Source organism: Haloglomus irregulare (genome assembly GCF_007421925.1).
GTDB lineage: Archaea > Halobacteriota > Halobacteria > Halobacteriales > Haloarculaceae > Haloglomus > Haloglomus irregulare.
Window position 1 is genome coordinate 24465 of record NZ_QMDX01000005.1, and the last position, 20359, is coordinate 44823.

Below are 20359 nucleotides of genomic sequence, written 5' to 3' on the forward strand. Positions count from 1 at the left end.
TCACCGCTCGGCGAGATACCAGTACGCGGTGACGCCACAGAGCGCCACCAGCCCGCCGAGGAAGAAGACGACCGTCGGGTCGAGCCCGCCGCTCGCGGTCGCGTCGCCGACCCGTCCCACGGCGTCCCCCGTCGTCTCGGCCGAGAGCGTCGAACCACCGGCCCGGTCCGGCGTGAGCAGTCCGTAGAGGACGTGGAAGCCGACCGTCGCCAGCGCCAGCACGAAGTAGAGACCCAGTACCCGCCCGACGAGTTGCTCCAGCCGGGAGCGCTCGCGCTGTCCGCCCGCGAACAGCACGACCGCCTCGCTGGCGGGCGCGTAGACCGTCATCTCGTTGCCCTTCTCCGAGTAGCCAACCCCGGCCGGCTTGAGCAGGTCGGCCTCCTCCAGGTTGTCCACGTGGTAGTGGACGTTCTGGAGCGAGGTGCCGACCTCCTCGCGGATCTCGACGGGGGTGCGGGGCTGCTCGTAGACGACAGCCATGATCTGCCGGGCCGTCTCCGAGCCGAGCGCGTCGAACGTGGCCGCCGCGTCCTCGCCGTCGACGTCGAGCACCCGCGGTTCGTCGGGCGTCGCCTCGGACTCCGCGCGACGCGGTAACAGTCCCATCACTCGCCACTACTGTCCGGGGGAGGTTCGCCTTTCCGGTAGGTCAAATCACGATTTGACCGTCGACGGGATGGCCGTTACTGGTCGGCGTCACGTCGAAAGAAACGGAGTGTCCGACCCGATCAGAGGTAGCCCTGGTCCTCGAGGCCCTCCATGATGTCGTCGACGAGGTCGTCGACGTTGTCATAGGGGAACTCCTGGTTGCCGCCGCCCTTCGTGTTCAGCTCCATGGCCGTCATGGAGAAGTCACCCGACTCGAACGTCGTGCCCGGTCCGTTGGGGAGCGCGGGAACGAGGTCCATCGGGGAGTTGACGGGGAAGTCGGCGCCTTCGAATGCCTCGACGAACTGCTGTCGCAGGTCTTCCTTGTCTACCATTACGGGATACCCATTGCACACACAATCAGTTCAACGTTTCGGCATCGGCCTGCCGCTCGGGAAGGGCCGGTACCAACCCCTGTGCGCCCACCGGAGGCCCTGTTACGTCCGGCGGGCGCGTCGGGGGCGGATGGTGGTGGGACCGTGACGGCGTTATGCCGTCGACGGGGCCCGGTGGTGGGTGGGAACGTGGTGATGTTGGACAGGGTGCGACAGCCGGTCCGGGCCACCTGACTCTGAACGTTCATTCCAAATAAAACCTGGTGATTGTTAGCACGCCGAACCACCGGTCGTGGGTGGCGACCGCCCCATCGCTTCCGGCCCGGCCGGGCGTGGTCACCACCCCCTCGGCGGCGCGACCGTGGACCGCCCGTTTCGTTATGACTGGTATCTCCCGACCGCATCCCTCATAACTGACTTGGTCACCGTCTTCACCGTGCTGGAACGGGGTTATCGCGCTCAGCCGCGATTTATCTACTTCTACCCCCGATAGCTGCCGCTGCGCGCCTGGAGTGTCGCCCGGAACACTAACGTCCGGTCTCATCCCGGGGCGGCGTGCCGCGTCGACCGGGAAACCCTCGTGCCGGGCGGTTCGCGCCGTCGGGCGCGAACGGGTGGCGAGACGGCGTCAGCCGTCGAGCCGAGGGGCATTCAGTGCCCACAGATGCCGCCCCCGAGTTGGTGGGTGCGGCGCTGTGCTGTCGTCGGCTGGCCGACAGCGGTGCCTGTCGCGTGCCCGGGTTCTCCGCGTCTCATCGCGCCCTGCTGGGGTCTCGGGCGGGGACTGAGGCACGCACCGTCCGTAGCCGGCGGGCCGGTATCGGTGTTTCGGGCGATGGACGATGGCCCGGAAGCGTCAGGTGGCCGGGCGCCCTACCGTCTGGCATGACGGACCTACAATCGGGGTCGCCGGTCGACGACGTCGACGGGCCGGTGGTGCTGTTCGACGGGGTCTGCAACTTCTGTGCCTGGAGCGTCCGGTTCATCCACGCGCACGACGATGGAGCGCTCCGGTTCGCGCCGCTGCAGTCCGGGGTGGGCACGGACCTGCTTGCCGAGCACGGCATGGCGACGGACTACTTCGACTCGCTGGTCTACATCGGCGCCGACGGGGTGTACACCAGGTCGGCGGGCGCGGTCCGCATCGCCCGCCATCTCGACTACCCGTACCGGCTCGCGTGGCTGCTCCGCCTCGTCCCGGAGGCCGTGCGGGACGCGGGCTACGACCTGTTCGCGCGGATCCGATACGACGTCTTCGGCAGGAAGGAGTCCTGTATGGTGCCCGACGCGGAGCTTCGCGAGCGGTTCCTCGCGACGGGCGATGACGCGGTCGGGAGCGGCGAGAGGGTCGACGCCGCGTCCCCGGCGCCCGCGGCTCAGACGGAGTAGTCGTCCTCGCGGATCTGGCAGTAGCCGCCGTCGCGGACACCGAACTTCCCCCACTGGTACCGGCCGAACAGTCCGAGCGCCGCCGGCCCGGCCCGCAGGGCGTCCAGCCAGCCCGCGCGCCCCTCGCCGGGGTCGGGCTGGATGGCGCTGGCGACATCGAACACGCGGTCCCAGTCGTCCGGGCCGTAGTCCCGGACCACATCCGCGAGGACGACGTTCCGCCGGACCTCGTCGCCGGCCGCGCGCTGCCACTCGTAGTTGTACGCCCGGAGTGCGCCGAGTCCCGCCAGCCGGCCGGCCTCCTTCCCGGTCCGGATGGCGACGTGGTCGCCGCCCTCGTGGAACGCGCTTGTCCCCCCCATCGCCCCGCCGACGACCGCGACGTTCGCGCGCGTCGGCGACTCGATGGGCCGGGTCGAGGAGATGGGGTACGTCTCCGTCCCGCCCCGTTTGCCGCGGTCCTCCTGCAGCGGGAAGTCCGTCGCGTCGTAGGAGGGGTAGGCGTACTCCAGTAGCCGCCGGACGTACTCCTTGCCCGCGGGGACGCGTTCGTCGTCCGACCGGAGCAGGGCGTACTCCTCGCGGTCCTCGACGGTGTCGAGGTCCAGCCCGATAGGCATCGTCAGCCCGACGCGAGCCACGCGCCCGTCGTTGGGGAACACCCACGGGTAGGCGGTGTGGCCGGGCATGTGGCCCCACCAGAACTTCAGTCGGTCCGGCTCGCAGAGGGACTCCGGAATCTCGCGGTACTCCTGGTAGGCGATGTGATTGGCCGTCGTCGCGTCGAGTCCGTCGTACTTCCCGTCGGGGAGCAGCGGCTCCAGCACCTGGCCCGTCACGGTGCGCTGGGGACCGTCGGCGAGGATGAGGTACTCCGTCTCGACCTCGGTTCCGTCCTTCAGCGTCAGCCGATGGCTCGGACGGCCCGTGAGGTCGGACTCGACCGACCCGACGCCGGTGCCGACGCGGTACTCGGCACCCGCGTCCTCGGCGCGCTCCCGGAGCCAGTCGTCGAGTCGCGCGCGCTGGAAGGTGAACCCGAAGTTGGGGTAGGACGAATCGATGCCGGTCGTGTCCATCTCGACCGACTCGTTCGGGCCGATGAAGTCCGCCCCGTTCAGCTCCCGGAGTTTGACGTGCTCGGGAACGGGGACGTCCAGGTCCATGATGTCGACCCAGTAGTCGAGGATGCCGGCGGCGTCCGTCGAGTCCGGGCCCAGGCCCTCGCGGTCCGCCCGGGGGACGCCCTTCTCGAGCACGAGCGTGTCGGCCCCCTCCGCGGCGGCCGCCCGCCCGGCGGCGCTGCCGGCCGGCCCGCCACCGACGACGGCCACGTCGACTCGTTGCATGTCACGGTTCCGGGTTCGGCCCAATATAAATGGCGTGACACGCGTCGCGCGACCGACCGCGATGTCCCCACAGCCCCGCCCGCCGACGCCGAGTGGCCGACCCCCGGCGTGCCAAACGGCTTTGCGGCTGCCGGTCGCAGGGTCGGCCATGTCCGAGACGGATGTGGTCGACATCACGGCCGAGGCGGAGACGTTCACCTGCAATGCGTATCTCGTCCCCGGCGAGGTCACTACCCTCGTCGACGCGGGTGCCTGGGACGGCGTCGTCGACGCGGTCCGGTCGCACGTCGACGGCGTCGACCGGGTGGTGATGACCCACCAGCACGGTGACCACGTCGCCCAACTCGACGCCGTCTGCGACGCGTTCGACCCGGACGTGTACGCCTACGCCGACCACGCGCGACGTACCCACGCCATCGCGGACGGGGACACCGTCCGGGTCGGCGACGAGAACTGTGACGTCGTCTACACGCCCGGCCACGCCGACGACCACGTCTCCTTCGTCTCCGCGACCAGCCTCTACTCGGGGGACGTGGTGGTCCACGACGACGGCGCGTTCGACTACGGCTCCTTCGGCCGCACCGACATGGCCGGCCAGTCGCGTGAGCGACTCATCGAATCCATCGACGATCTGCTCGGTCGGCTGCCGGAGGGGGTCGAGCACATGTACGCCGGCCACGGCGACGTCTTCCACGGCGACGTCCGGGGCGTGGTGGAGACGTCGCTCGAGCGGGCGGAGAAGCGGGAACCGAAATACCCCGAGGAGTAGCGTCGAGCGCGGCGTTCCCCTCAGGTCGCGCGGCTCTCCTTTGCCTTCGGCCGGAGCTTCTTGTAGCCGCACTTCCGGCAACTGTCGGCACGCTCCGGGTTGCGGGCGTTGCAGCGCATGCAGATCATCTTGTTGAGGATGCGGTCCGCCGCCGTGTCGAACTGAGCCATATCGAATAGTTCCGAGCGCACGTGTTAAACGCTTCCGGGTCGGTTCGAGGTCGTCGCCGGTCTCAGTTCGGCCGTCCCGGGTCCGGGTCATCCGGCGACTGGTTCTCCGACGTCGCGGACTCGGCGTCCGCGTCGATGGTGACGGGGTCGAGCGGCTCGGCGGGGTCCGCCGGCGCACCCTCTGGGTCCTGACTGGCCATGACGGCGAAGATACCCTCGAAGAGCTGGTCGGCCCCGACGCCGTCGCCCGGGCCCAGCCCGGCCATGTGATCGACCGAGAGCTGGCCGCCGCCCATCCGGCCATGCCCGCCCGCGTCGGCCATGGGGATCCCCTCGATGGCCGTGGAGAGCACCTCGCCGATGTGGACGCTGTCCTCGACGGCCCGGCCGGAGAGGTGGAGCGTCCCGTCGCAGCGCCCGGCCACGACGACCGCTCGGACGGACTCCAGCCGGAGCAGGTCATCGGCGGCCCTCGCGACCGTGTCCGGGCTCGGAACGTTGCCGGCGTGGGTGCAGACGAACGCGCCGCGCTGGACCCGGTCGAGCACGGCACGCGCCCGCACCTCCATCTTCGTTGGTGACATCGGCGGCGCCGCGACACGCTCGATGGTGTCGGGATCCGCCCGCTCGGAGCAGTACGCCGCGGCGTCGAACTCGGCCGCCGTGCACCCGCGGGTGAACCCCGCCGTGTCGGACCGGATGCCGTAGACCAGTGCGGTCGCCAGGCCCTCCGACACCATCGGCTCCCCTCCACTCTCGGACGGGTCCGTCCGCCACCCCAGCGCCTGGAGGTACTCCGCCAGCAGGCTCGCACAGGCGCCGTACGCGGTCCGAACGTCGGTGAACGCCGTCCCCTCGCCGCCCCCGGGGTGGTGGTCGACGACGGCGTACGGCGCGATACTCCCGGCTCCGGCGAACCCGCGGGGCTGGTTGTGGTCGACCAGGACGACGTCGCGCCCGGCGAGGTCGCTACCGTCGCGGAGCCGGGTGGCGTCGATGCCCAGCTCCCGGACTAGTGCTAAGTTCTCCTCGTGCCGTATCTCGCCGGGATAGTAGATCGGTGCGTCGGTGTCGACGACCGCCGCCAGTTCCCGGACGGCCAGCGCACACGCCAGCGCGTCCGGGTCCGGGTTGGGGTGGGTCAGTATCGCCACCTCCCGACGGGCGGCCAGGGCAGAGCGTAACTCCTGGCCACGTGTCCGGTCGGACCGGAGCCTCACGAACAGGAGCGCGCCCGCCACCGCGACCACCGCGACGGCCACACCACCGACGAGTGCCGGGTCGCCGTCGAGCGGCGACCCGATGACGCCCGTGACTGGTGTGCCCACACCACTTGCGCTACCCATCTGTCTCTCGCCTTCCAGCCCCCGCAAGATGAACCTTCCCCTCCAGTTGAAACGGACCTTTCGAGACGGCTTCAGAAGTGAGAAGCGGCCCTACGAAGGACTCAAGACCGGTCAGAATCCGTCGCGATACGCGTCCACGGCGGCCCGATACCCCTCCCGGAAGGTCGGGAACCGGAACTCGTAGCCCCGCTCCCGGAGGCGGTCGTTCGAGCAGCGCTTGCTGGTCAGGATGCGCCGTCTGGCGGCCTCGGAGAGGCCGGCGTCGTCCAGCCGTTCGGCCTTGCTCCGTTTCGGTGGGCGCGTGACGTCACACTCATCGGCCAGCCAGTCGGCGAAGGTGTGCTTGTCGACGGGTTCGTCGTCGACCACGAGCAGGACCTCGTCGCCGAGGTCCTGCTCCAACACGTGCCGGACGACCCCGGCCGCGTCGTCCCGGTGGACCATGTTGAGGTAACCGGCGGTGACGGGGCCGTTCAGGTAGCGCTCCAGCCGGTAGCGGTCCGGGCCGTACAGTCCCGCGAAGCGGACGACCTGGCCGCGGATCCCGTGCTCGGCCGCGAACTTGCGTGCGACCCGCTCGGCCTCGACGAGCACCCGGGTCTTGTCGGTCGTCGGGTCCAGCGACGTCGTCTCGTCGACCCAGCCGCCGTCGTGGTCGCCGTAGACGCCCGTACTGGACGTGTATACCAGGCGCTCCGGCGGGTCCTCCCGCCGTCCGAACGTCTCGACCACCGTCCGGAGCCCCTCGACGTACACTTCGCGGGCGGCATCGGCCCCCCGGCCGCCCGAGCTCGCGGCGAACACCAGCGTGTCGGCGTCGGGCAGTTGGGCCAGCGCGTCGGCGTCGGTCACGTCCGCCTCGATGGCCGTCGCCCCGGTCCGCTCGACCGCCCTCAGCCCGGCCGTCGACCGGCGGACGCCGACGACCTCGTGGTCGGGTTGGAGCTGCCGGGCGAGTTCCAGGCCCACGTAGCCACAGCCCAGGATACAGACCCTCATTGGAGCCGTCGCTGGATGGTTGCGTGGAGGAGCGCGAACTCCCGAAGGGTCATCGGGTAGCGCCCCTCGACTTTCGACTGGATCTCACGGGGCTCCATCGCACCGTCGGCCTCGGAGGCTAGCGACTCGACGTCCAGCACCGCGTTGGTCATGCCCATCAGGAGCGCGTCGCGGTCCAGCTGGACGGCGGTTTCGGCGTCCATATCGGCGTCCAGCGCGAGGAGGGCGACTGCCGCCTCGTGGTCGAGCTCCGGCGACTCGCCCGCGGCCAGCGCCTCAACTGTCGCCGTCTCGATGCCGCTCTCGCTCGCGGCGGTATCGACACCGTGGGTCTTCACGATGTCGACCAGCGCCGCCCGGTATCGCTCGTGCAGCTCCTCGGCCGCCAGGTCACCTGGGTCGGCGACGAGTTCATGGAACATACTTCCTCCTACGGGGTGCGCCACTAAGTCTCGGTGGGTCACGTCCGCCCCGGGCCGGGGGACTGGCGCGGCTGCCCAACCGGGACCCGCCGGGCTCGACCGATGGTCGCGGCTCCGGCGCGGGCCACCCGGTCCGCTCGTCCGCGTCACCGTTCGTATCACCGACGCCGCGACCCCCTGGGGGAACGACGACGAGGACGGCCGTCTCGATATCGAACGCGACGCGGGTGGCCTCGCCCAGTCGTTCGGGTTCGCCGTCCCCGTCCACGTCCATCCGGACCGGCCGGCCGTCGCGCTCGTAGGCGATCGCCGGACCGGGGACGCCCCGACCCCGGGCGCGGACGACCAGTGATGGGTGGACGCCACGGGCCTGGACCTGCCAGAGGTTGACCGTCGCGACCCATGGCGCGACCGGTGGCAGCACCGGTAGCCCGGCGGGAACGGTCCGAGCCGCCCCGTCGTAGACCCGGCCCTTCGCCCGGTCGGCGACGGTCTCGGCCGCTCGTCCGGCCGCCTCGCCGACCGCCGTATCCCGGAGCTGTCGGGCCGCACTCGCGGCTTCCGAGACGGGCTCTCGTGACACCCGCCCCGCGTCCTCATCGAGGGTGTGGCGGAACTCACGGTCGAGAACCGTCCGCAACCGCGCACGCCGCGCCGCCGATGGCGGGCCGTCGTCCCATCGGTCCGCCTCGACAGCGATGGCATCGGCCGCGGAACCGTTCGCCAGCGCCAGGGCGCGGGCCGCCGGGGAGGGCCACCGGCCGAGCCCTCTGGAGACGATAGCGCGCCGCTCGCTGGCGTCGGCCACCCTGCGGCGCCTGAGGACGTCGTGAGCACGTCCACGGAACCGGTCGTTCGCCGCGATGACGGCCGTTCGGAGCCGTTCCCGGGAGTCGACGAACGAGTCGTTCACGCGCACCGCTTCGCCCGGGACGTGCTCGGCTCCACGGAGGGTCCGCGCCGCGGCCGGGAGCGGCACCGACTCCCGACCCTCGACTGTCGCGGGGACGACATCGCTGTACGGGAGCGTGAACAGGTTGGTGTTCCGGGCGGCCAGCGGACGGACCTCGCCGCCGCCACGGAGCCCGACCCGCGACCGTTCGACCGGCGAGAGCGCGAGCCGCGAGGGCGTCGCGTCGGGGACGAACCGCACCCCCGAGTCGGCGGGTGGCGAACTCCACGTCGCGTTCCGAGCGGCGCTGTGGAGTCGTTCGATACGGTCCAGCGACGGGAGCCCACGCTCCAGCAGTGTCTCGTTCAGCCGTGACCGTGCGCGGTCGCGGCGGTCTGCCCGCGCCTCCAGCCCTGTCAGGACCCGCTCCAGATACGCGGCCCGGACGGCGACCCTCGCCCGGTCGGCGACCCCATCGTACACTCTCGGCGGGTCGACGAGCGCTCGCCGCTGCTTCCGCAGTTCCGCCGCCAGCGCGGTGGCCGTGTCACCCCCTTCCGTGGCTGCCTCGCGGCGCGTCGTCCGGACGGACAGGTTCCGTGCGCGCCGGTGCAGGCCGGTCAGGTCCTCCCGGACGTGGGAACGGAGCTCTGATGGCCTATCACCGCCGACAGCAATCGGCTCCGTGTCCAGACGGCCGGCCGTCGCGCGTCGTGCCAGGGCCTCGTATCCGCCACGACCGTCGACCAGTCGTGAGGTGGCGGACTCCGCGACACCATCGAGATTCGGCCCCCCCAGCGCGCCTCCGGGCTCGTGAACGGGCCGGACCGGGCGGTCGGGTCCCGGCAGTCCCTCAGCGTGACGCCCCACGACGGCGATGCCGACGTGGTATCGGGTCCTGACCTGTCGTCGGGTCGTTGTCGTCCGGTTGCCGTCCCGCCAGCGACGGACGACCGTCTCGTGTTCGACCACCTTGCGGCCAGCCGTCTCCAGTCGATGCCAGCCGGCCGGAACGGGAGGTCCTGGCTCGACGTCGTTCCGGAGTGCCTCGACCCGACGGTCGACCTGGCGGTCGGTGTCGATCAACTCCCACCCGGGCTCGTGAGGCCGTCGCTCACCGGTCCGGGTCCGCCCCACGCTCCGGACGGCGGCGACGATGCGAGCGTCGACGGTGTACGCCTCCCGGAGGACATCGGTGAGGTTCCGCTCCGCACTCTGCCTGCGGTCGAGTAGCCCTCCGAAGGCATCGTCCGCACTGGGTCCGATGGGCACGGTCACGGGTTCGCTCGCAAACGGCTCACCCGCCGAGCGAGCCGCCCCGCCGTCCCCGAGATACCCCTTCACGGTGTCGAGCGCGACGCTCCGACCCGCGCCCCCACCGCGCTTGGCCTCACCGACGGCCAGGTTCGTCACGTCAGTCTCGATCGCGCGCCCCGCGCTCGTCGCCAGCCCCTCCTGCCACGAGGGGTCCATCGCGCCGAAGGTCCGTGCCTGTGCGTCGTAGACCGCGGCGTCGGTGGCGAGCGCGAGGTGCCCGTTCCCGAGCACGTTCGAAATCGGTGCGCCGGCCCACTGAGCGGTCCCGCGGCCCTGTGCGATGGCGTACGTCCCGGCCGTGAGTCGCGCCCCGGCGCCCTCGGCGGAGAGCGTCCGGGCGTCGAGACGACGCTCGTACCGCTCCGTCCGGTCGTGGAGCGCTAGCACCGGCGTCTCGACGGTCACTGCCGGCGTCATCCCCTCGGCGGCGACCTCTCGGTCAGCTCGCCGGGCCCGAAGTGTAACGTCCTCGACCTGAACACGGAGCCGATGTCCGTCGGGCCCTGCACGCCGTATCCCGACCCGTTCGATGGCTGTCCGGACGGTCCCGGTGCCGGCGTCCTCGACGGGTGGAAGCGTCGCTCGGGCCTCGACCCCCCGCTCTCTGGTGGCCGTCGCAGCGAGCTCGGCCCTGGCGGCGAGATAGATCCGCAGCCGAAGCGCGTCCCTGAACGGCTGCGAGCCGTTCAGTGCCCGTCCAACGGAGCTGTTCGCTGGCGTGAGGACCGGGTCGGCGGCAGCGTCGCGAGCGGCCCGGCGGACGGCGACCCGAAGTGCCGGAACGACCGATGCTCCTGCTCCCTCCAGTGCCGCTTCGGCCGCGGGTTCGCGGGCTGCCGGGGTCCCCCCCAGCGACGCGTGGACAGCCGCACTCGAGACAAGCAGGAGTACCCCCACGAGGGCGAACGGGACGCGGCCGCGGTTGCCGATCCGGCTCACCACGTCCGGACCACCACCCGGACCTCGCCGAGACGGACGGCGTCGGCCGCCGCTGCGGGGGTGTCGAACCGGTCGCGCAGGTCGTGCTCGAACCGCTCGGCGAGCAGGGGCTCGATGCGAGCGTTCGCCCGTCGCGGTGCAGCCTCGTCGACGGGGCCGTCGACGGACGCCCCCAGGGCAGCCGCGGTCCGGCGATACCGGCGCTCCAGTAACGCGTCGACCGGATGGTCACCGGCGAGTGCAAGACGGACCTCCGACGGCGGGAACCAGCCGGCGACCGTCGCGGCCGCCAGCACTCCGGCGACGCCCGCGTATCCATCACGGCGTGCAGCGCGGTGCGCCTGTTCGCGAACCCGCGGGAACCCGCTCGGAACAGTCGTGGTTGCGGCCGCGACGGCTGCCCCCCGCGGTGGTGCCTCACCCGCGGTTGCGACCCCGGCCGTCGGGGCGCCCGGATAGGGGACCCAGACGGCCCGGACATGCGTCCGGGCGCCCGTTGCGTCCGTGGCGTTCTCGATGGTGGCCCCGATGCGTCGCTCGAACCCGGCACTCGCGTTCGAGAGCCGACGGCCGTCGAGTGTGACGTTCTTGACGGCTGCCTCCGCCAGCAGTTCGGTGTGCGTTCCGTGGGCGACCCGTTCCGCCTCGCCGCTCGGGACGGTGCCCTCGGCCTCCGTGGCGACCGCCTCGGTCGACAGTTCGTACGTCACCGCGACCGTTCCGGTGTCGAGTGCCCTGGCCGTGGCTGCGGCGTCGGGGCGGTCCGATTGGCCCGTCAACTCCCCCGCCGGAAGTGCGAGCGTGGCGACGGCCATTGAGACGAGCAGCAGGCAGAGCGCGACGTCGAGGACGGTGCTGATGCCGCGACCGTCCGGCCCGGTACTCACCACACGACCACCCGCAGTCGTCCGACGGCCGTCCGGTTCGGCACGACCCGGACCGGGACCCGTCGGCCGGCGCGGTCGGACGCAGCGGCGGGTATCGGCGGGCCGACGTGCCACCGTCGATCGTCGGCCGTCAGCGTCGCGTTCAGGCGGCGTCCGTCCGGCGCCACGGCGGTGGCCGCCGGGAGCCCCTCCGGGGGGAGGACGCCCGTGTCGTCGCCGACGCGGTCGGCAACCGCATCGAGGGCCGTGGGGGCGTGCTGACGGTCCTCCGCCACCGGGATCGCTGCGTGTAGGGCACCCGTGTAGATGCCGAGTCCGAGACTCACGGCGAGCACAGCCGCCAGCGCCGCGAGCGGTTCGACCTGTGCCCGGACCCCGTGGCTCGGGCGGAACCGGTGACCCTCACCCGACGAGCGTGACATCCACGTCACCCCACGAGACGTGACGGACCACCAGTCGGTCCGGGGCCGGTCGCCAGGCCGGCTCCGCCCGACGGGCGCCTGCCGCGCGGTCGGTGAGCGCCGCGGGAGATGCGAAGGCCCGCGATGGCGGGTCCCCGGTGAGCACCTCGCGCAACCCCCCATCGTCCCTCGGGACCGGCGTCACGGGACCGTAGGCGAGCGCTGCCCGTGCGGTGCCGCCGTCCGTCCGGAGCGCGATCCCCTCGGGGTCCAGCCGTATCGACGCGGCGTCGAGCGGATAGACGGCGGTTCCGGCGTGCGGGCTCGACGCCACCGAATCTATCGTCTCCGCGGCAGCGGCCGGGTCCGGTGGCACCGCGGTCGGCAACCCGGCGGCGGTGCCGAGCATCGTCAGGCTGGCGACCGAGAGGCCGAGCCACACGTACCACGCGTCGGCGGGGGCTCCGAGCATGGGCCCGTTGCTCCCGTGCTGGTATTTGAATCTTCACCGCCGGAGGCCGTGGCCGGTCCGGCCCCTGAGCCCGCTCGGAATCGGGAATGTCGCCAAGTTTTTGCGAAGCTACCTACAACTCCGCGTCATGCTGACCGTCCGGGCGCCGGCCACGAGCGCGAACCTGGGGAGCGGTTTCGACGTGTTCGGCGTCGCCCTCGGGCGCCCGGCGGACGTCATCCGCGTCGAGAGGGCTGACCGGACGACCATCGACGTCCGGGGGGTCGGTTCCGAGTACATCCCCGAGGACCCGGAGAAGAACACCGTCGGCGCCGTCGCCGAGGCACTGGACGCGCCGGCCCACATCACCATCGACAAGGGCGTCCGGCCGGCCTCGGGGCTGGGGTCCTCGGCCGCCAGCGCCGCGGCGGCGGCGGTCGGGCTCAACGAACTGTACGACCGTGGACTCTCCCGCGAGGAGCTGGTCCCCATCGCGGCCGAGGGCGAGGCCGTCGTCTCCGGGACCGCCCACGCCGACAACGTGGCCCCCTCCATCATCGGCGGGTTCACCATCGCCCGCGAGGACGGCGTCACCGGCATCGATGCCGCCATCCCGCTCGTGGCGGTGCTCCCAGAGATCGTCGTCTCCACGCGGGACGCGCGCCGGGTCGTCCCGGAGACCGCCACCGTCGAACAGCTCGTCGAGACGGTCGCCAACGCGGCGACGCTCACCGCCGGTATGGCACGCAACGACCCGAGACTCGTCGGCCGCGGGATGGGCGACTCCGTGGTCACACCGGCCCGCGCGAAGCTCATCGACGGCTACAACGAGGTCTGCACCGCCGCGATGGCCGCCGGCGCGGCCGGCGTCACCATCTCCGGCGCTGGGCCGACCGTCATCGCCGCCTGCACCGACCACGACCGCCGCCGGGTCGCCAACGCCATGCTCGACGCCTTCGAGGACCGGGGCACCGACGCCCGCGCCTATCAGACGCGCGTGGGTCGGGGAGCGGAGGTATTCGACTCATAGAGCCAGTAACATAGCCGCTCGGTTCGAACTGGCCAGGTAATCGTCGAACGTTCACCGTCCGTGACTTGTCGCATATCCCCACCGATAACGACGGCACCCGAGCGCGGACACACGCCGTCCAGCCCCGCACAACGGTTTTGACCTGGGGCGGTGTAGCGCCGCGTATGCGATTCCTCATCGTCGGGTACGGTCGCGTCGGGATACGGACCGCACAGACGCTCGGGTCGGAGGGCCACGAGGTCACGATAATCGACAACGACCCCGACAAGGTCGCACGGGCGTCCGAGGCCGGGTTCGAGGCCCACGAGGGCGACGCCCGCGACGAGCGGCTGCTGGAGGCCGCCGGCGTCGGCAACATGGACGCTATGGCGGCGCTCACCGGCGACCTGAACGTCAACTTCGCGGCCTGCATGGTGGGCAAGGCCAAGAGCGTCCGCACGGTGCTCCGCATCGACGAGGACTACCGCCAGGAGATCTACGAGAAGTACGCCGAGGACGTCGACGAGATCATCTACCCCGAGCGGCTGGGCGCGGTCGGGGCGAAGACGGCGCTGCTGGGTGGGGACCTGAACGTGCTGGCCGATCTAACGGAGTCGCTGACGCTCGCGACGGTGGACGTGCCCGCCGACTCGCCGCTGGTGGGGCGGCGCGTGGTCGATGTGAGCTTCCCGGTCGATTCCCGTGTCTACGCGCACAGCCGGGAGAACGAGCCGATGACCATCCCGCTGCCGAAGGCCACTATCCAGGCTGGCGACCGCCTCGCGCTCATCGCCGACGGCACCGCGCTGGGCGACATCCGGGCGATGGTGAAGGGCGAGGAGCCGGATTCCGACGCCGAGGCGAGCGCCTGAGCGACCGTTCCACCGTCTCGTCGTCGGGCAGGTGACGGCACTGTTCGGGTCGCGAACCGGGGAGTATGGTGGCCTCCGCATCCCCGAAAGGAGATAGGTCGGGGCGCGCGGTGGGGAGGATGGGGATGTGTTGAGGCCGTCAGTGCGCGCCCATCAGCTCCCACCCCCGGGAGGGACATAAATCCGCGTCAGACGACCGTGTGACCGCCGGGGCGCGTCCGACGCGCGTCGTACTCACGTCATGCGATTCGACCGGGCGTCACCGCCACTCGGAGCGCCGAGTCGGCTCGCCGAATCGTAGTTAAATCAGCCGCCGCCGGGGAGGGGACAGAGGCTCGCCGTGAGCACCGCCCGGTCCCCGCTCTCGTTGCGGGCGCCGTGTACGTCGCCGCGCTCGTTGTGCACCACGGCCGGCGCGTCCAGTTGTTCCGCCTCGTCGCCCCGGACGACGGTGACGGTCCCCTCCATGACGTGGAAGACGTTGGTCGCGTCGTCGTGTTCGTGGGGTTCGATGCGTGCGCCCGGCCCGAGCGCGAACGCCTTCACCAACACGTCGTCGGTGACGACCAGCTCGGCGGTGAGCGTCTCGTCCGCGTCGGGGTCCAGCGCATCGGCCTCCGGGTATCGGTCGAGCATACCGGCCACCAGGGGCGGACGGGTCTTAACCCCGGCTACCGGGCCGGGCGTGTCCGGTCACCACGAGAGGCGGACGTCGTCGCCGGACCGGAGGTCGAACGCCTCGTCGCCGCGGCCCTGGTTGACCGCGAACTCGACGTTCCCGTGGCTGCCGACGGTGACCAGCCGCCCGCCAACGGCACGCTCGGCGTACGCCCGTACGACCGGGGCCGAGCGGCCGTTCACCCGGATCCGTTCGTCGACATGGTCGGCCAGGGCCTCGCCGGGGATGTTCGTCACGACGTTGCCGAAGCCGTCGACGACCAGCACCTCGCCGTCGGCACCCGCGCCGTCGAGCGACGGGTCCGGGAAGGTGACGGCCTCGTACTCGTCGACGGTGGAGAGCCGGTCGGCGGCGTCCAGGTTCTCGACGCCGACCTCGTGGACCGCCGCTGCCGCGGGTGCGAACACGTCCCGGCCGTGGAAGGTCCGGCTCGCCGGGTCGCCGTACGCGTAGTCGAAGACCTCCACCTCGCCCGGGGAATCGGTCCCGCCGTTCGCGGCCGCCAGCGCCCGGGCTGCGGGCAACAGGACGCCGTTGTCCGGCCCCACGAGCGCGTGGTCACCGGCCCGCACCACGAGCGCGCGCCGGTCCGTGCCGACGCCGGGGTCGACCACGACGAGATGGACCGCGGGCGGGAACCACGGCAGCACCTCCCGGAGCCAGAACGCCGCCGCCCGAACGTCCTGTCGGGGGAACTCGTGGCTCACGTCGACCAGTCGGGCGTCGACCCGCTGGAGGATGACGCCCTTCATCGCCGCCGGATACGGCGCCCCGAAGTCGGAACTCAGGGTTATCATATGTCGGTCTGGGGCGGGCGGCGACGTAACCGTGTGGGTCGCGCCGGTTTCACTTCCACCGGGCCCACGACACGTTCATACGGGGACGCGACGAAGCCGCGACGATGACGCGGCTCCTCCACACCGGGGACACACACCTGGGGTACCGGCAGTACAACGAGCCGGCCCGGCGGCGGGACTTCCTCGAGGCCTTCCAGCAGGTGATCGACGACGCCATCGAGGCGGACGTGGACGCGGTGGTCCACGCGGGCGACCTGTTCCACGACCGCCGGCCCGAACTGGTCGACCTGATGGGAACCGTCGACGTGCTGCGGGACCTGGCCGAGGCGGACATCCCCTTCCTCGCGGTGGTCGGCAACCACGAGACCAAGCGCGACGCCCAGTGGCTGGACCTGCTCTCGTCGCTCGGCTACGCAGAGCGGCTGGACGGGACGCCCCGGGTCGTCGGCGACCTGGCGCTGTACGGGCTTGATTTCGTTCCGCGGTCACGTCGCGCCGACCTCGACTACGCCTTCGCGGCCCACGATGCCGACCACGCCGCCCTCGTCACGCACGGGCTCTTCCAGCCGTTCGACCACGGCGACTGGGACGCGGCCGAGGTGCTCGCCGAGGCCGACGTGGACTTCGACGCGATGCTGCTGGGCGACAACCACGCGCCCGGCCAGGAGCGGCTCCGGACGGACGGCACGGACGCGTGGGTCACCTACTGTGGGTCGACGGAGCGCGCAAGCGCCGACGAGCGCGAGGACCGCGGCTACAATCTCGTCAGCTTCGAGGCCCCGGGTGCCGACGGCGTGGCCATCACGCGCCGGTCGCTCCCGACCCGCGAGTTCGCGTTCATCGACGTGGAGCTGGCCGACGGCGAGGGGGTCGAGCGGGTGAACGAGCGGGTCACCCAGTACGAACTCGACGGCACGGTCGCCATCGTCACGGTCACCGGCGAGGGCGAGCGGGTCGCCCCCGCACAGGTCGAGGAGCGGCTCCGCGAGCAGGGCGCGCTGGTGGCGCGGGTCAACGACCGCCGGGAGTTCGAGACGCCCGATGAGGACGTCGAGGTGTCGTTCGCGGACCCGGACGAAGCGGTCCGCGAGCGGGTGCGGGAGCTGGGACTGAGCGACGCCGCCCGCGCGCTCGACGAGACGGTCCGGGCCAGCAAGACGCCCGACTCGCGGGTGGCCGACGACGTCGAGAACCGGGTCCGGGACCTGCTGGAGGACGACGAGGCGTTCCGCCCGGCGCCGGATGTCTCGGAGTCGACGGCCGAGGGGACGGAGACGGCTGCGGCGAAGTTGGCGGGCGACGGTGGCGCGGCCGGAGCGGACGCTGGTACCGACGGCGACGACGGTGAGGACGCCACGGACGAGTCGGCCGGAACGGACGCGGCCGACGAGGACCAGGGCTCGCTGGGTGATTTCGTGTGAGGTTCCGTCGTATCGCACTGGAGAACTTCAACTGCTTCGCGGATGCGGAGCTGACGCTCGACCCCGGCGTCACGGTCGTGCACGGTGTCAACGGGAGCGGGAAGTCCTCGCTGCTGGAGGCCTGCTTCTTTGCGCTGTACGGCCATCGCGCGCTGGACGCCACCCTCGACGAAGTGGTGACGACGGGGGAGGAGGAGGCGCACGTCGAACTCTGGTTCGCCCACGGCGGGGCCGACTACCACGTCGAGCGCCGGGTGAAACTCCGCGGGGGTGGCGCGACGAACGACAGGTGCGTGCTGGAGGCGCCCGACGGCCCCATCGAGGGCGTGCAGGACGTGCGGGCCCACGTGACGGAGCTGCTGCGGATGGACACGGAGGCGTTCGTCAACTGCGCATACGTCCGCCAGGGGGAGGTGAACAAGCTCATCAACGCCGGTCCCGCGGCCCGGCAGGACATGATCGACGACCTGCTCCAGCTCGGCACGCTGGAGGAGTACCGCGAGCGAGCCTCCGACGCCCGTGTCGGCGTCAAGCGCGTCCGGGACGGCCGGCGGGAGGTCCTGGAGGACGTGACTGGCCGGATCGAGGCCAAGGAGGACGAGAACCTCCACGAGCGGCTGAACGGCCTCGAGAGCGAGCTCTCCGGGGTCGAGGGGGAGATATCGGAGCTGGAGGCCCAGCGCGAGACGGCCGTCGAGACGCGTGACCGGGCCCGGGAGATACTGGAGACCCACGAGGAGAAGCGTGAGGAGATGGCCGAGCTCGGGGCGGACATCGAGGAGCTGGAGGCGGCCATCGCGGGGGCCGAGGCCGAGCGCGAGACGGCCGCCGAGCGCATCGCCGAGCTGACGACGGCCGCGGAGGACCACCGCGAAACCGCACGAGAGGCCGTCCGGAACGCACGGGAGGCCGGAGACGGGACCGTCGAGACGGACATCGCCGTGTCGGCCGCCGACCCCGACCCGGAATCGCTGGAGGCCGCCGTCGACGCCCTGGAGACCCGCATCGAGGCCGTGGACGAGCGCATCCGGGAGCAACTGCTGGAGAAGCAGGAGCACGCCGGCGACGCCGAGCGGGCCCGCGAGCGAGCCGAGGAGCTGGAGGCCGAGGCCGAATCGACCCGCGAGGAGGCCGAGGAGCTGGAGACGGAGCTGGAGGCTACCCGCGAGGCGGTCGCGGAGGGCCGCGAGCGGGTCGCGGAACTGGCCGAGCGCATCGAGAGGCTGGAGACGACGTTCGAGGACACACCCTGCGACCCCGATGGGGCCGACGACCTGGCCGCGGACCGTCGCGAGGCGCTCGCGGACGCTCGCGAGGAGGTCACGTCGCTCGAGGGCGACCTGGAACATGCCCGCGACCGGGTCGCGGAGGCCGAGGCCCTGCTGGCGGCGGGCAAGTGTCCGGAGTGTGGCCAGCCCGTCGAGGACTCCCCGCACGTCGAGCGCGTCGACGAGGACCGCGAGCGGGTGGCCGAGCTGGAGGCCGAACTCGAAGCGGCGCACGAGACGGTCGCGGAGCGCGAGGACGCCCTCGAACGGGCCGAGGCGCTCGCGGAGCGCGCCGACGAGCTCGAGGACGCACGCAACGACCGCGCGAACGCCGCGGAGCTACTCGCCGAGCGCGAGGCGGGGCTGGACGAGGACGCCGGGCGCGTCGCGAACCTCCGCGAGCAGGCCGACGACCTGGCCGAGACGGCAGCTGCGAGGCGCGAGGCCGCGACCGTGGCCGAGGAACGCGCGGCCGAGGCAAAGGCCACCATCGGCGAGCTGAACGGGGAGAAGGCGACACTCAAGCGGCGGCGGAGCCTGCTGGCGGACGCGTCATCGGCGCTTGCGGACGCCGCGGACGTCGAGGGCGAGCTCGACCGGCTCCGCGACCGCCGGGAGTCGCTCGCCAGCGAGAACGACCTCCGGCGCGAGACGCTGGCCGAGAAGCGTGACCGCCAGTCCGAGCTGGAGGCGGCGTTCGACGAGGAGCGCGTCGAGCACGCCGAGGGGGAGCTCGAGCGGGCGGTAGGGTACATCGAGCAGGCCGACGGACGGCTGGAGGGGCTCCGCGAGCGCCGCGACGACCTGCAGGCGTCTATCGGCGCGACGCGCAACGAGATCGAGGCGCTGGAGCAGCTCCGCGACCGTCGCGAGGAGCTCTCCGCGACCGTCGAGCGGCTGGACTCGCTGTACGCCGAGGCCGAGCAGCTGGAGTCGATGTACGCCGACCTGCGGGCCGAACTCCGCCAGCAGAACGTCGAGAAGCTCGAGCGGCTACTCAACGAGACGTTCGATCTGGTCTACACGAACGACGCCTACGCCTACATCGAGCTGGACGGCTCCTACGAGCTGACCGTCTACCAGAAGGACGACGAGCCGCTGGCGCCCGAGCAGCTCTCCGGCGGGGAACGGGCCCTGTTCAACCTCTCGCTGCGCTGTGCCGTCTACCGGCTGCTCGCGGAGGGTATCGAGGGGACCGCGCCGATGCCGCCGCTCATCCTCGACGAGCCGACCGTCTTCCTGGACTCGGGGCACGTCTCGAAGCTGGTCGACCTCGTCGAGTCGATGCGGGACCTCGGCGTGGAGCAGATCCTCGTCGTGAGCCACGACGAGGAGCTCGTGGGCGCGGCCGACGACCTCGTCCGGGTCCGCAAGGACCCCACCAGCAACCGGTCGCGGGTGGACCGGGTGGAGAGCATGGACGCGGAGGCCCCCGAGACGATGCCCGCCGAGGGTGACGACTGAGTGCCGCCGGTACGGTCGATGGACGTTCTCCACTAATCCACGGAATTCACCGCGAACTCGACAGATGATCGGATAGGAACGTCGATAATCGGGAACTGCGTCACTCCGACGCGTCGTCCCGAAGGCACGCGATCGCGTCGCTGGCCGTCTCGGTCGTCCGGTAGCCACGCTCGCCAGCGACCTCCGTCTCGGCGACGAGGCCCGCGGCCCGGAACTCCGCGAGCAGGCCGTGGAGGTCCGACTCGCAGAGGTCGGTGCGGTCGAGCAGCGTCCGGACGCCGGTGGGGCCGCGCGCGTCGAGCGCAACGAGCAGCCCCAGCGACCGGTCGTCCCGGACGGCGGTCAGCACGCGCCGGACGCCGTCGGGCACCGCCTCGGCCGCGAGTTCCAGGCCTGAGGTCTCGACCGGCGCCAGCCGGTCGTTCGGGCGGTACTCCTCGCGTCCGGTCGCGGGGTCCCGGACCAAGCTGGACTCGCCGGACCGCTTGACCAGCAGATAGCGTCGGCCGTCCGCGTCCTCCACGGGTTGCAC

20 protein-coding genes are annotated in these 20359 nt (G+C 71.6%); 6 read left to right on the forward strand and 14 right to left on the reverse strand.

Annotated features, from left to right (window positions below; genetic code table 11):
- Entirely contained in the window at positions 1 to 609 is a 609-nt protein-coding gene (locus tag DP107_RS19995; RefSeq protein ID WP_185977250.1) for an ArsR/SmtB family transcription factor, read from the reverse strand.
- A gap of 122 nt (positions 610 to 731) precedes the next feature.
- Positions 732 to 986: an MTH865 family protein gene (locus tag DP107_RS09460; RefSeq protein WP_144261919.1), complete on the reverse strand. Its 255-nt coding sequence runs from the start codon at positions 984 to 986 to the stop codon at positions 732 to 734.
- An 885-nt stretch (positions 987 to 1871) separates the two neighbouring features.
- Here DP107_RS09460 and DP107_RS09465 point away from each other — a divergent pair.
- Complete coding sequence (locus DP107_RS09465; RefSeq protein WP_144261920.1) at positions 1872 to 2375, forward strand: thiol-disulfide oxidoreductase DCC family protein; 504 nt, start codon at positions 1872 to 1874, stop codon at positions 2373 to 2375.
- Here the strand turns inward: DP107_RS09465 and DP107_RS09470 are convergent.
- Positions 2363 to 3724, reverse strand: a complete 1362-nt coding sequence (locus tag DP107_RS09470) for an NAD(P)/FAD-dependent oxidoreductase (RefSeq protein WP_144261921.1) — start codon at positions 3722 to 3724, stop codon at positions 2363 to 2365. The two genes, DP107_RS09465 and DP107_RS09470, sit on opposite strands and share 13 nt — an antisense overlap.
- Positions 3725 to 3872: 148 nt before the next feature.
- On the opposite strand from DP107_RS09470, the gene DP107_RS09475 reads away from it, so the two are divergent.
- A complete protein-coding gene (locus tag DP107_RS09475; protein ID WP_144261922.1) occupies positions 3873 to 4493 on the forward strand; it encodes an MBL fold metallo-hydrolase in 621 nt (206 codons plus the stop codon).
- A gap of 20 nt (positions 4494 to 4513) precedes the next feature.
- On the opposite strand, the gene DP107_RS09480 is transcribed toward DP107_RS09475, so the two are convergent.
- The 8 genes from DP107_RS09480 to DP107_RS09515 form a co-directional block, all read right to left on the reverse strand.
- Complete coding sequence (locus DP107_RS09480; RefSeq protein ID WP_144261923.1) at positions 4514 to 4663, reverse strand: 50S ribosomal protein L40e; 150 nt, start codon at positions 4661 to 4663, stop codon at positions 4514 to 4516.
- Positions 4664 to 4725: 62 nt separating this feature from the next.
- On the reverse strand, positions 4726 to 6009 hold the full coding sequence (locus DP107_RS09485) for a DHH family phosphoesterase (protein ID WP_144261924.1): 1284 nt from the start codon (positions 6007 to 6009) through the stop codon (positions 4726 to 4728).
- 111 nt (positions 6010 to 6120) lie between these two features.
- On the reverse strand, positions 6121 to 7008 hold the full coding sequence (locus DP107_RS09490) for an SDR family oxidoreductase (RefSeq protein WP_144261925.1): 888 nt from the start codon (positions 7006 to 7008) through the stop codon (positions 6121 to 6123).
- On the reverse strand, positions 7005 to 7430 hold the full coding sequence (locus tag DP107_RS09495) for a DUF5791 family protein (RefSeq protein ID WP_144261926.1): 426 nt from the start codon (positions 7428 to 7430) through the stop codon (positions 7005 to 7007). The genes DP107_RS09490 and DP107_RS09495 overlap by 4 nt, the downstream gene beginning before the upstream one ends.
- Complete coding sequence (locus DP107_RS09500) at positions 7420 to 10578, reverse strand: DUF7286 family protein (RefSeq protein WP_144261927.1); 3159 nt, start codon at positions 10576 to 10578, stop codon at positions 7420 to 7422. Before DP107_RS09500 ends, DP107_RS09495 begins: the two co-directional genes overlap by 11 nt.
- Positions 10575 to 11465, reverse strand: a complete 891-nt coding sequence (locus tag DP107_RS09505) for a DUF7284 family protein (protein ID WP_144261928.1) — start codon at positions 11463 to 11465, stop codon at positions 10575 to 10577. The genes DP107_RS09500 and DP107_RS09505 overlap by 4 nt, the downstream gene beginning before the upstream one ends.
- Positions 11462 to 11887: a DUF7285 family protein gene (locus DP107_RS09510; protein ID WP_144261929.1), complete on the reverse strand. Its 426-nt coding sequence runs from the start codon at positions 11885 to 11887 to the stop codon at positions 11462 to 11464. Before DP107_RS09510 ends, DP107_RS09505 begins: the two co-directional genes overlap by 4 nt.
- Positions 11868 to 12338, reverse strand: a complete 471-nt coding sequence (locus tag DP107_RS09515) for a DUF7283 family protein (protein ID WP_144261930.1) — start codon at positions 12336 to 12338, stop codon at positions 11868 to 11870. The genes DP107_RS09510 and DP107_RS09515 overlap by 20 nt, the downstream gene beginning before the upstream one ends.
- A 127-nt stretch (positions 12339 to 12465) precedes the next feature.
- On the opposite strand from DP107_RS09515, the gene DP107_RS09520 reads away from it, so the two are divergent.
- Both DP107_RS09520 and DP107_RS09525 read left to right on the forward strand, forming a co-directional pair.
- Positions 12466 to 13347: a homoserine kinase gene (locus tag DP107_RS09520; protein ID WP_144261931.1), complete on the forward strand. Its 882-nt coding sequence runs from the start codon at positions 12466 to 12468 to the stop codon at positions 13345 to 13347.
- Between the two features lie 164 nt (positions 13348 to 13511).
- A complete protein-coding gene (locus DP107_RS09525) occupies positions 13512 to 14198 on the forward strand; it encodes a potassium channel family protein (RefSeq protein WP_144261932.1) in 687 nt (228 codons plus the stop codon).
- A gap of 306 nt (positions 14199 to 14504) precedes the next feature.
- Here the strand turns inward: DP107_RS09525 and DP107_RS09530 are convergent, their stop codons facing one another.
- Both DP107_RS09530 and DP107_RS09535 read right to left on the reverse strand, forming a co-directional pair.
- Positions 14505 to 14834, reverse strand: a complete 330-nt coding sequence (locus tag DP107_RS09530) for a cupin domain-containing protein (RefSeq protein ID WP_144261933.1) — start codon at positions 14832 to 14834, stop codon at positions 14505 to 14507.
- 57 nt (positions 14835 to 14891) lie between these two features.
- A complete protein-coding gene (locus DP107_RS09535; RefSeq protein ID WP_144261934.1) occupies positions 14892 to 15674 on the reverse strand; it encodes an SAM hydrolase/SAM-dependent halogenase family protein in 783 nt (260 codons plus the stop codon).
- 104 nt (positions 15675 to 15778) lie between these two features.
- Here DP107_RS09535 and mre11 point away from each other — a divergent pair, with 104 nt between their 5' ends.
- Both mre11 and rad50 read left to right on the forward strand, forming a co-directional pair.
- Positions 15779 to 17095, forward strand: a complete 1317-nt coding sequence (gene mre11 / locus DP107_RS09540; protein WP_144261935.1) for a DNA double-strand break repair protein Mre11 — start codon at positions 15779 to 15781, stop codon at positions 17093 to 17095.
- Positions 17092 to 19827 (forward strand): DNA double-strand break repair ATPase Rad50, encoded by a 2736-nt coding sequence (gene rad50 / locus DP107_RS09545; RefSeq protein ID WP_144261936.1) that lies wholly within the window; start codon positions 17092 to 17094, stop codon positions 19825 to 19827. Before mre11 ends, rad50 begins: the two co-directional genes overlap by 4 nt.
- Before the next feature lie 100 nt (positions 19828 to 19927).
- Here the strand turns inward: rad50 and DP107_RS09550 are convergent, their stop codons facing one another.
- Positions 19928 to 20359, reverse strand: a complete 432-nt coding sequence (locus tag DP107_RS09550; protein ID WP_144261937.1) for a DUF7346 family protein — start codon at positions 20357 to 20359, stop codon at positions 19928 to 19930.

Coding starts and splice junctions, on each gene's coding strand:
- DP107_RS19995 (WP_185977250.1), bottom strand. CDS start 609: ATGGGACTGTTACCGCGTCGCGCGGAGTCCGAGGCGACGCCCGACGAA.
- DP107_RS09460 (WP_144261919.1), bottom strand. CDS start 986: ATGGTAGACAAGGAAGACCTGCGACAGCAGTTCGTCGAGGCATTCGAA.
- DP107_RS09465 (WP_144261920.1), top strand. CDS start 1,872: ATGACGGACCTACAATCGGGGTCGCCGGTCGACGACGTCGACGGGCCG.
- DP107_RS09470 (WP_144261921.1), bottom strand. CDS start 3,724: ATGCAACGAGTCGACGTGGCCGTCGTCGGTGGCGGGCCGGCCGGCAGC.
- DP107_RS09475 (WP_144261922.1), top strand. CDS start 3,873: ATGTCCGAGACGGATGTGGTCGACATCACGGCCGAGGCGGAGACGTTC.
- DP107_RS09480 (WP_144261923.1), bottom strand. CDS start 4,663: ATGGCTCAGTTCGACACGGCGGCGGACCGCATCCTCAACAAGATGATC.
- DP107_RS09485 (WP_144261924.1), bottom strand. CDS start 6,009: ATGGGTAGCGCAAGTGGTGTGGGCACACCAGTCACGGGCGTCATCGGG.
- DP107_RS09490 (WP_144261925.1), bottom strand. CDS start 7,008: ATGAGGGTCTGTATCCTGGGCTGTGGCTACGTGGGCCTGGAACTCGCC.
- DP107_RS09495 (WP_144261926.1), bottom strand. CDS start 7,430: ATGTTCCATGAACTCGTCGCCGACCCAGGTGACCTGGCGGCCGAGGAG.
- DP107_RS09510 (WP_144261929.1), bottom strand. CDS start 11,887: ATGTCACGCTCGTCGGGTGAGGGTCACCGGTTCCGCCCGAGCCACGGG.
- DP107_RS09515 (WP_144261930.1), bottom strand. CDS start 12,338: ATGCTCGGAGCCCCCGCCGACGCGTGGTACGTGTGGCTCGGCCTCTCG.
- DP107_RS09520 (WP_144261931.1), top strand. CDS start 12,466: ATGCTGACCGTCCGGGCGCCGGCCACGAGCGCGAACCTGGGGAGCGGT.
- DP107_RS09525 (WP_144261932.1), top strand. CDS start 13,512: ATGCGATTCCTCATCGTCGGGTACGGTCGCGTCGGGATACGGACCGCA.
- DP107_RS09530 (WP_144261933.1), bottom strand. CDS start 14,834: ATGCTCGACCGATACCCGGAGGCCGATGCGCTGGACCCCGACGCGGAC.
- DP107_RS09535 (WP_144261934.1), bottom strand. CDS start 15,674: ATGATAACCCTGAGTTCCGACTTCGGGGCGCCGTATCCGGCGGCGATG.
- mre11 (WP_144261935.1), top strand. CDS start 15,779: ATGACGCGGCTCCTCCACACCGGGGACACACACCTGGGGTACCGGCAG.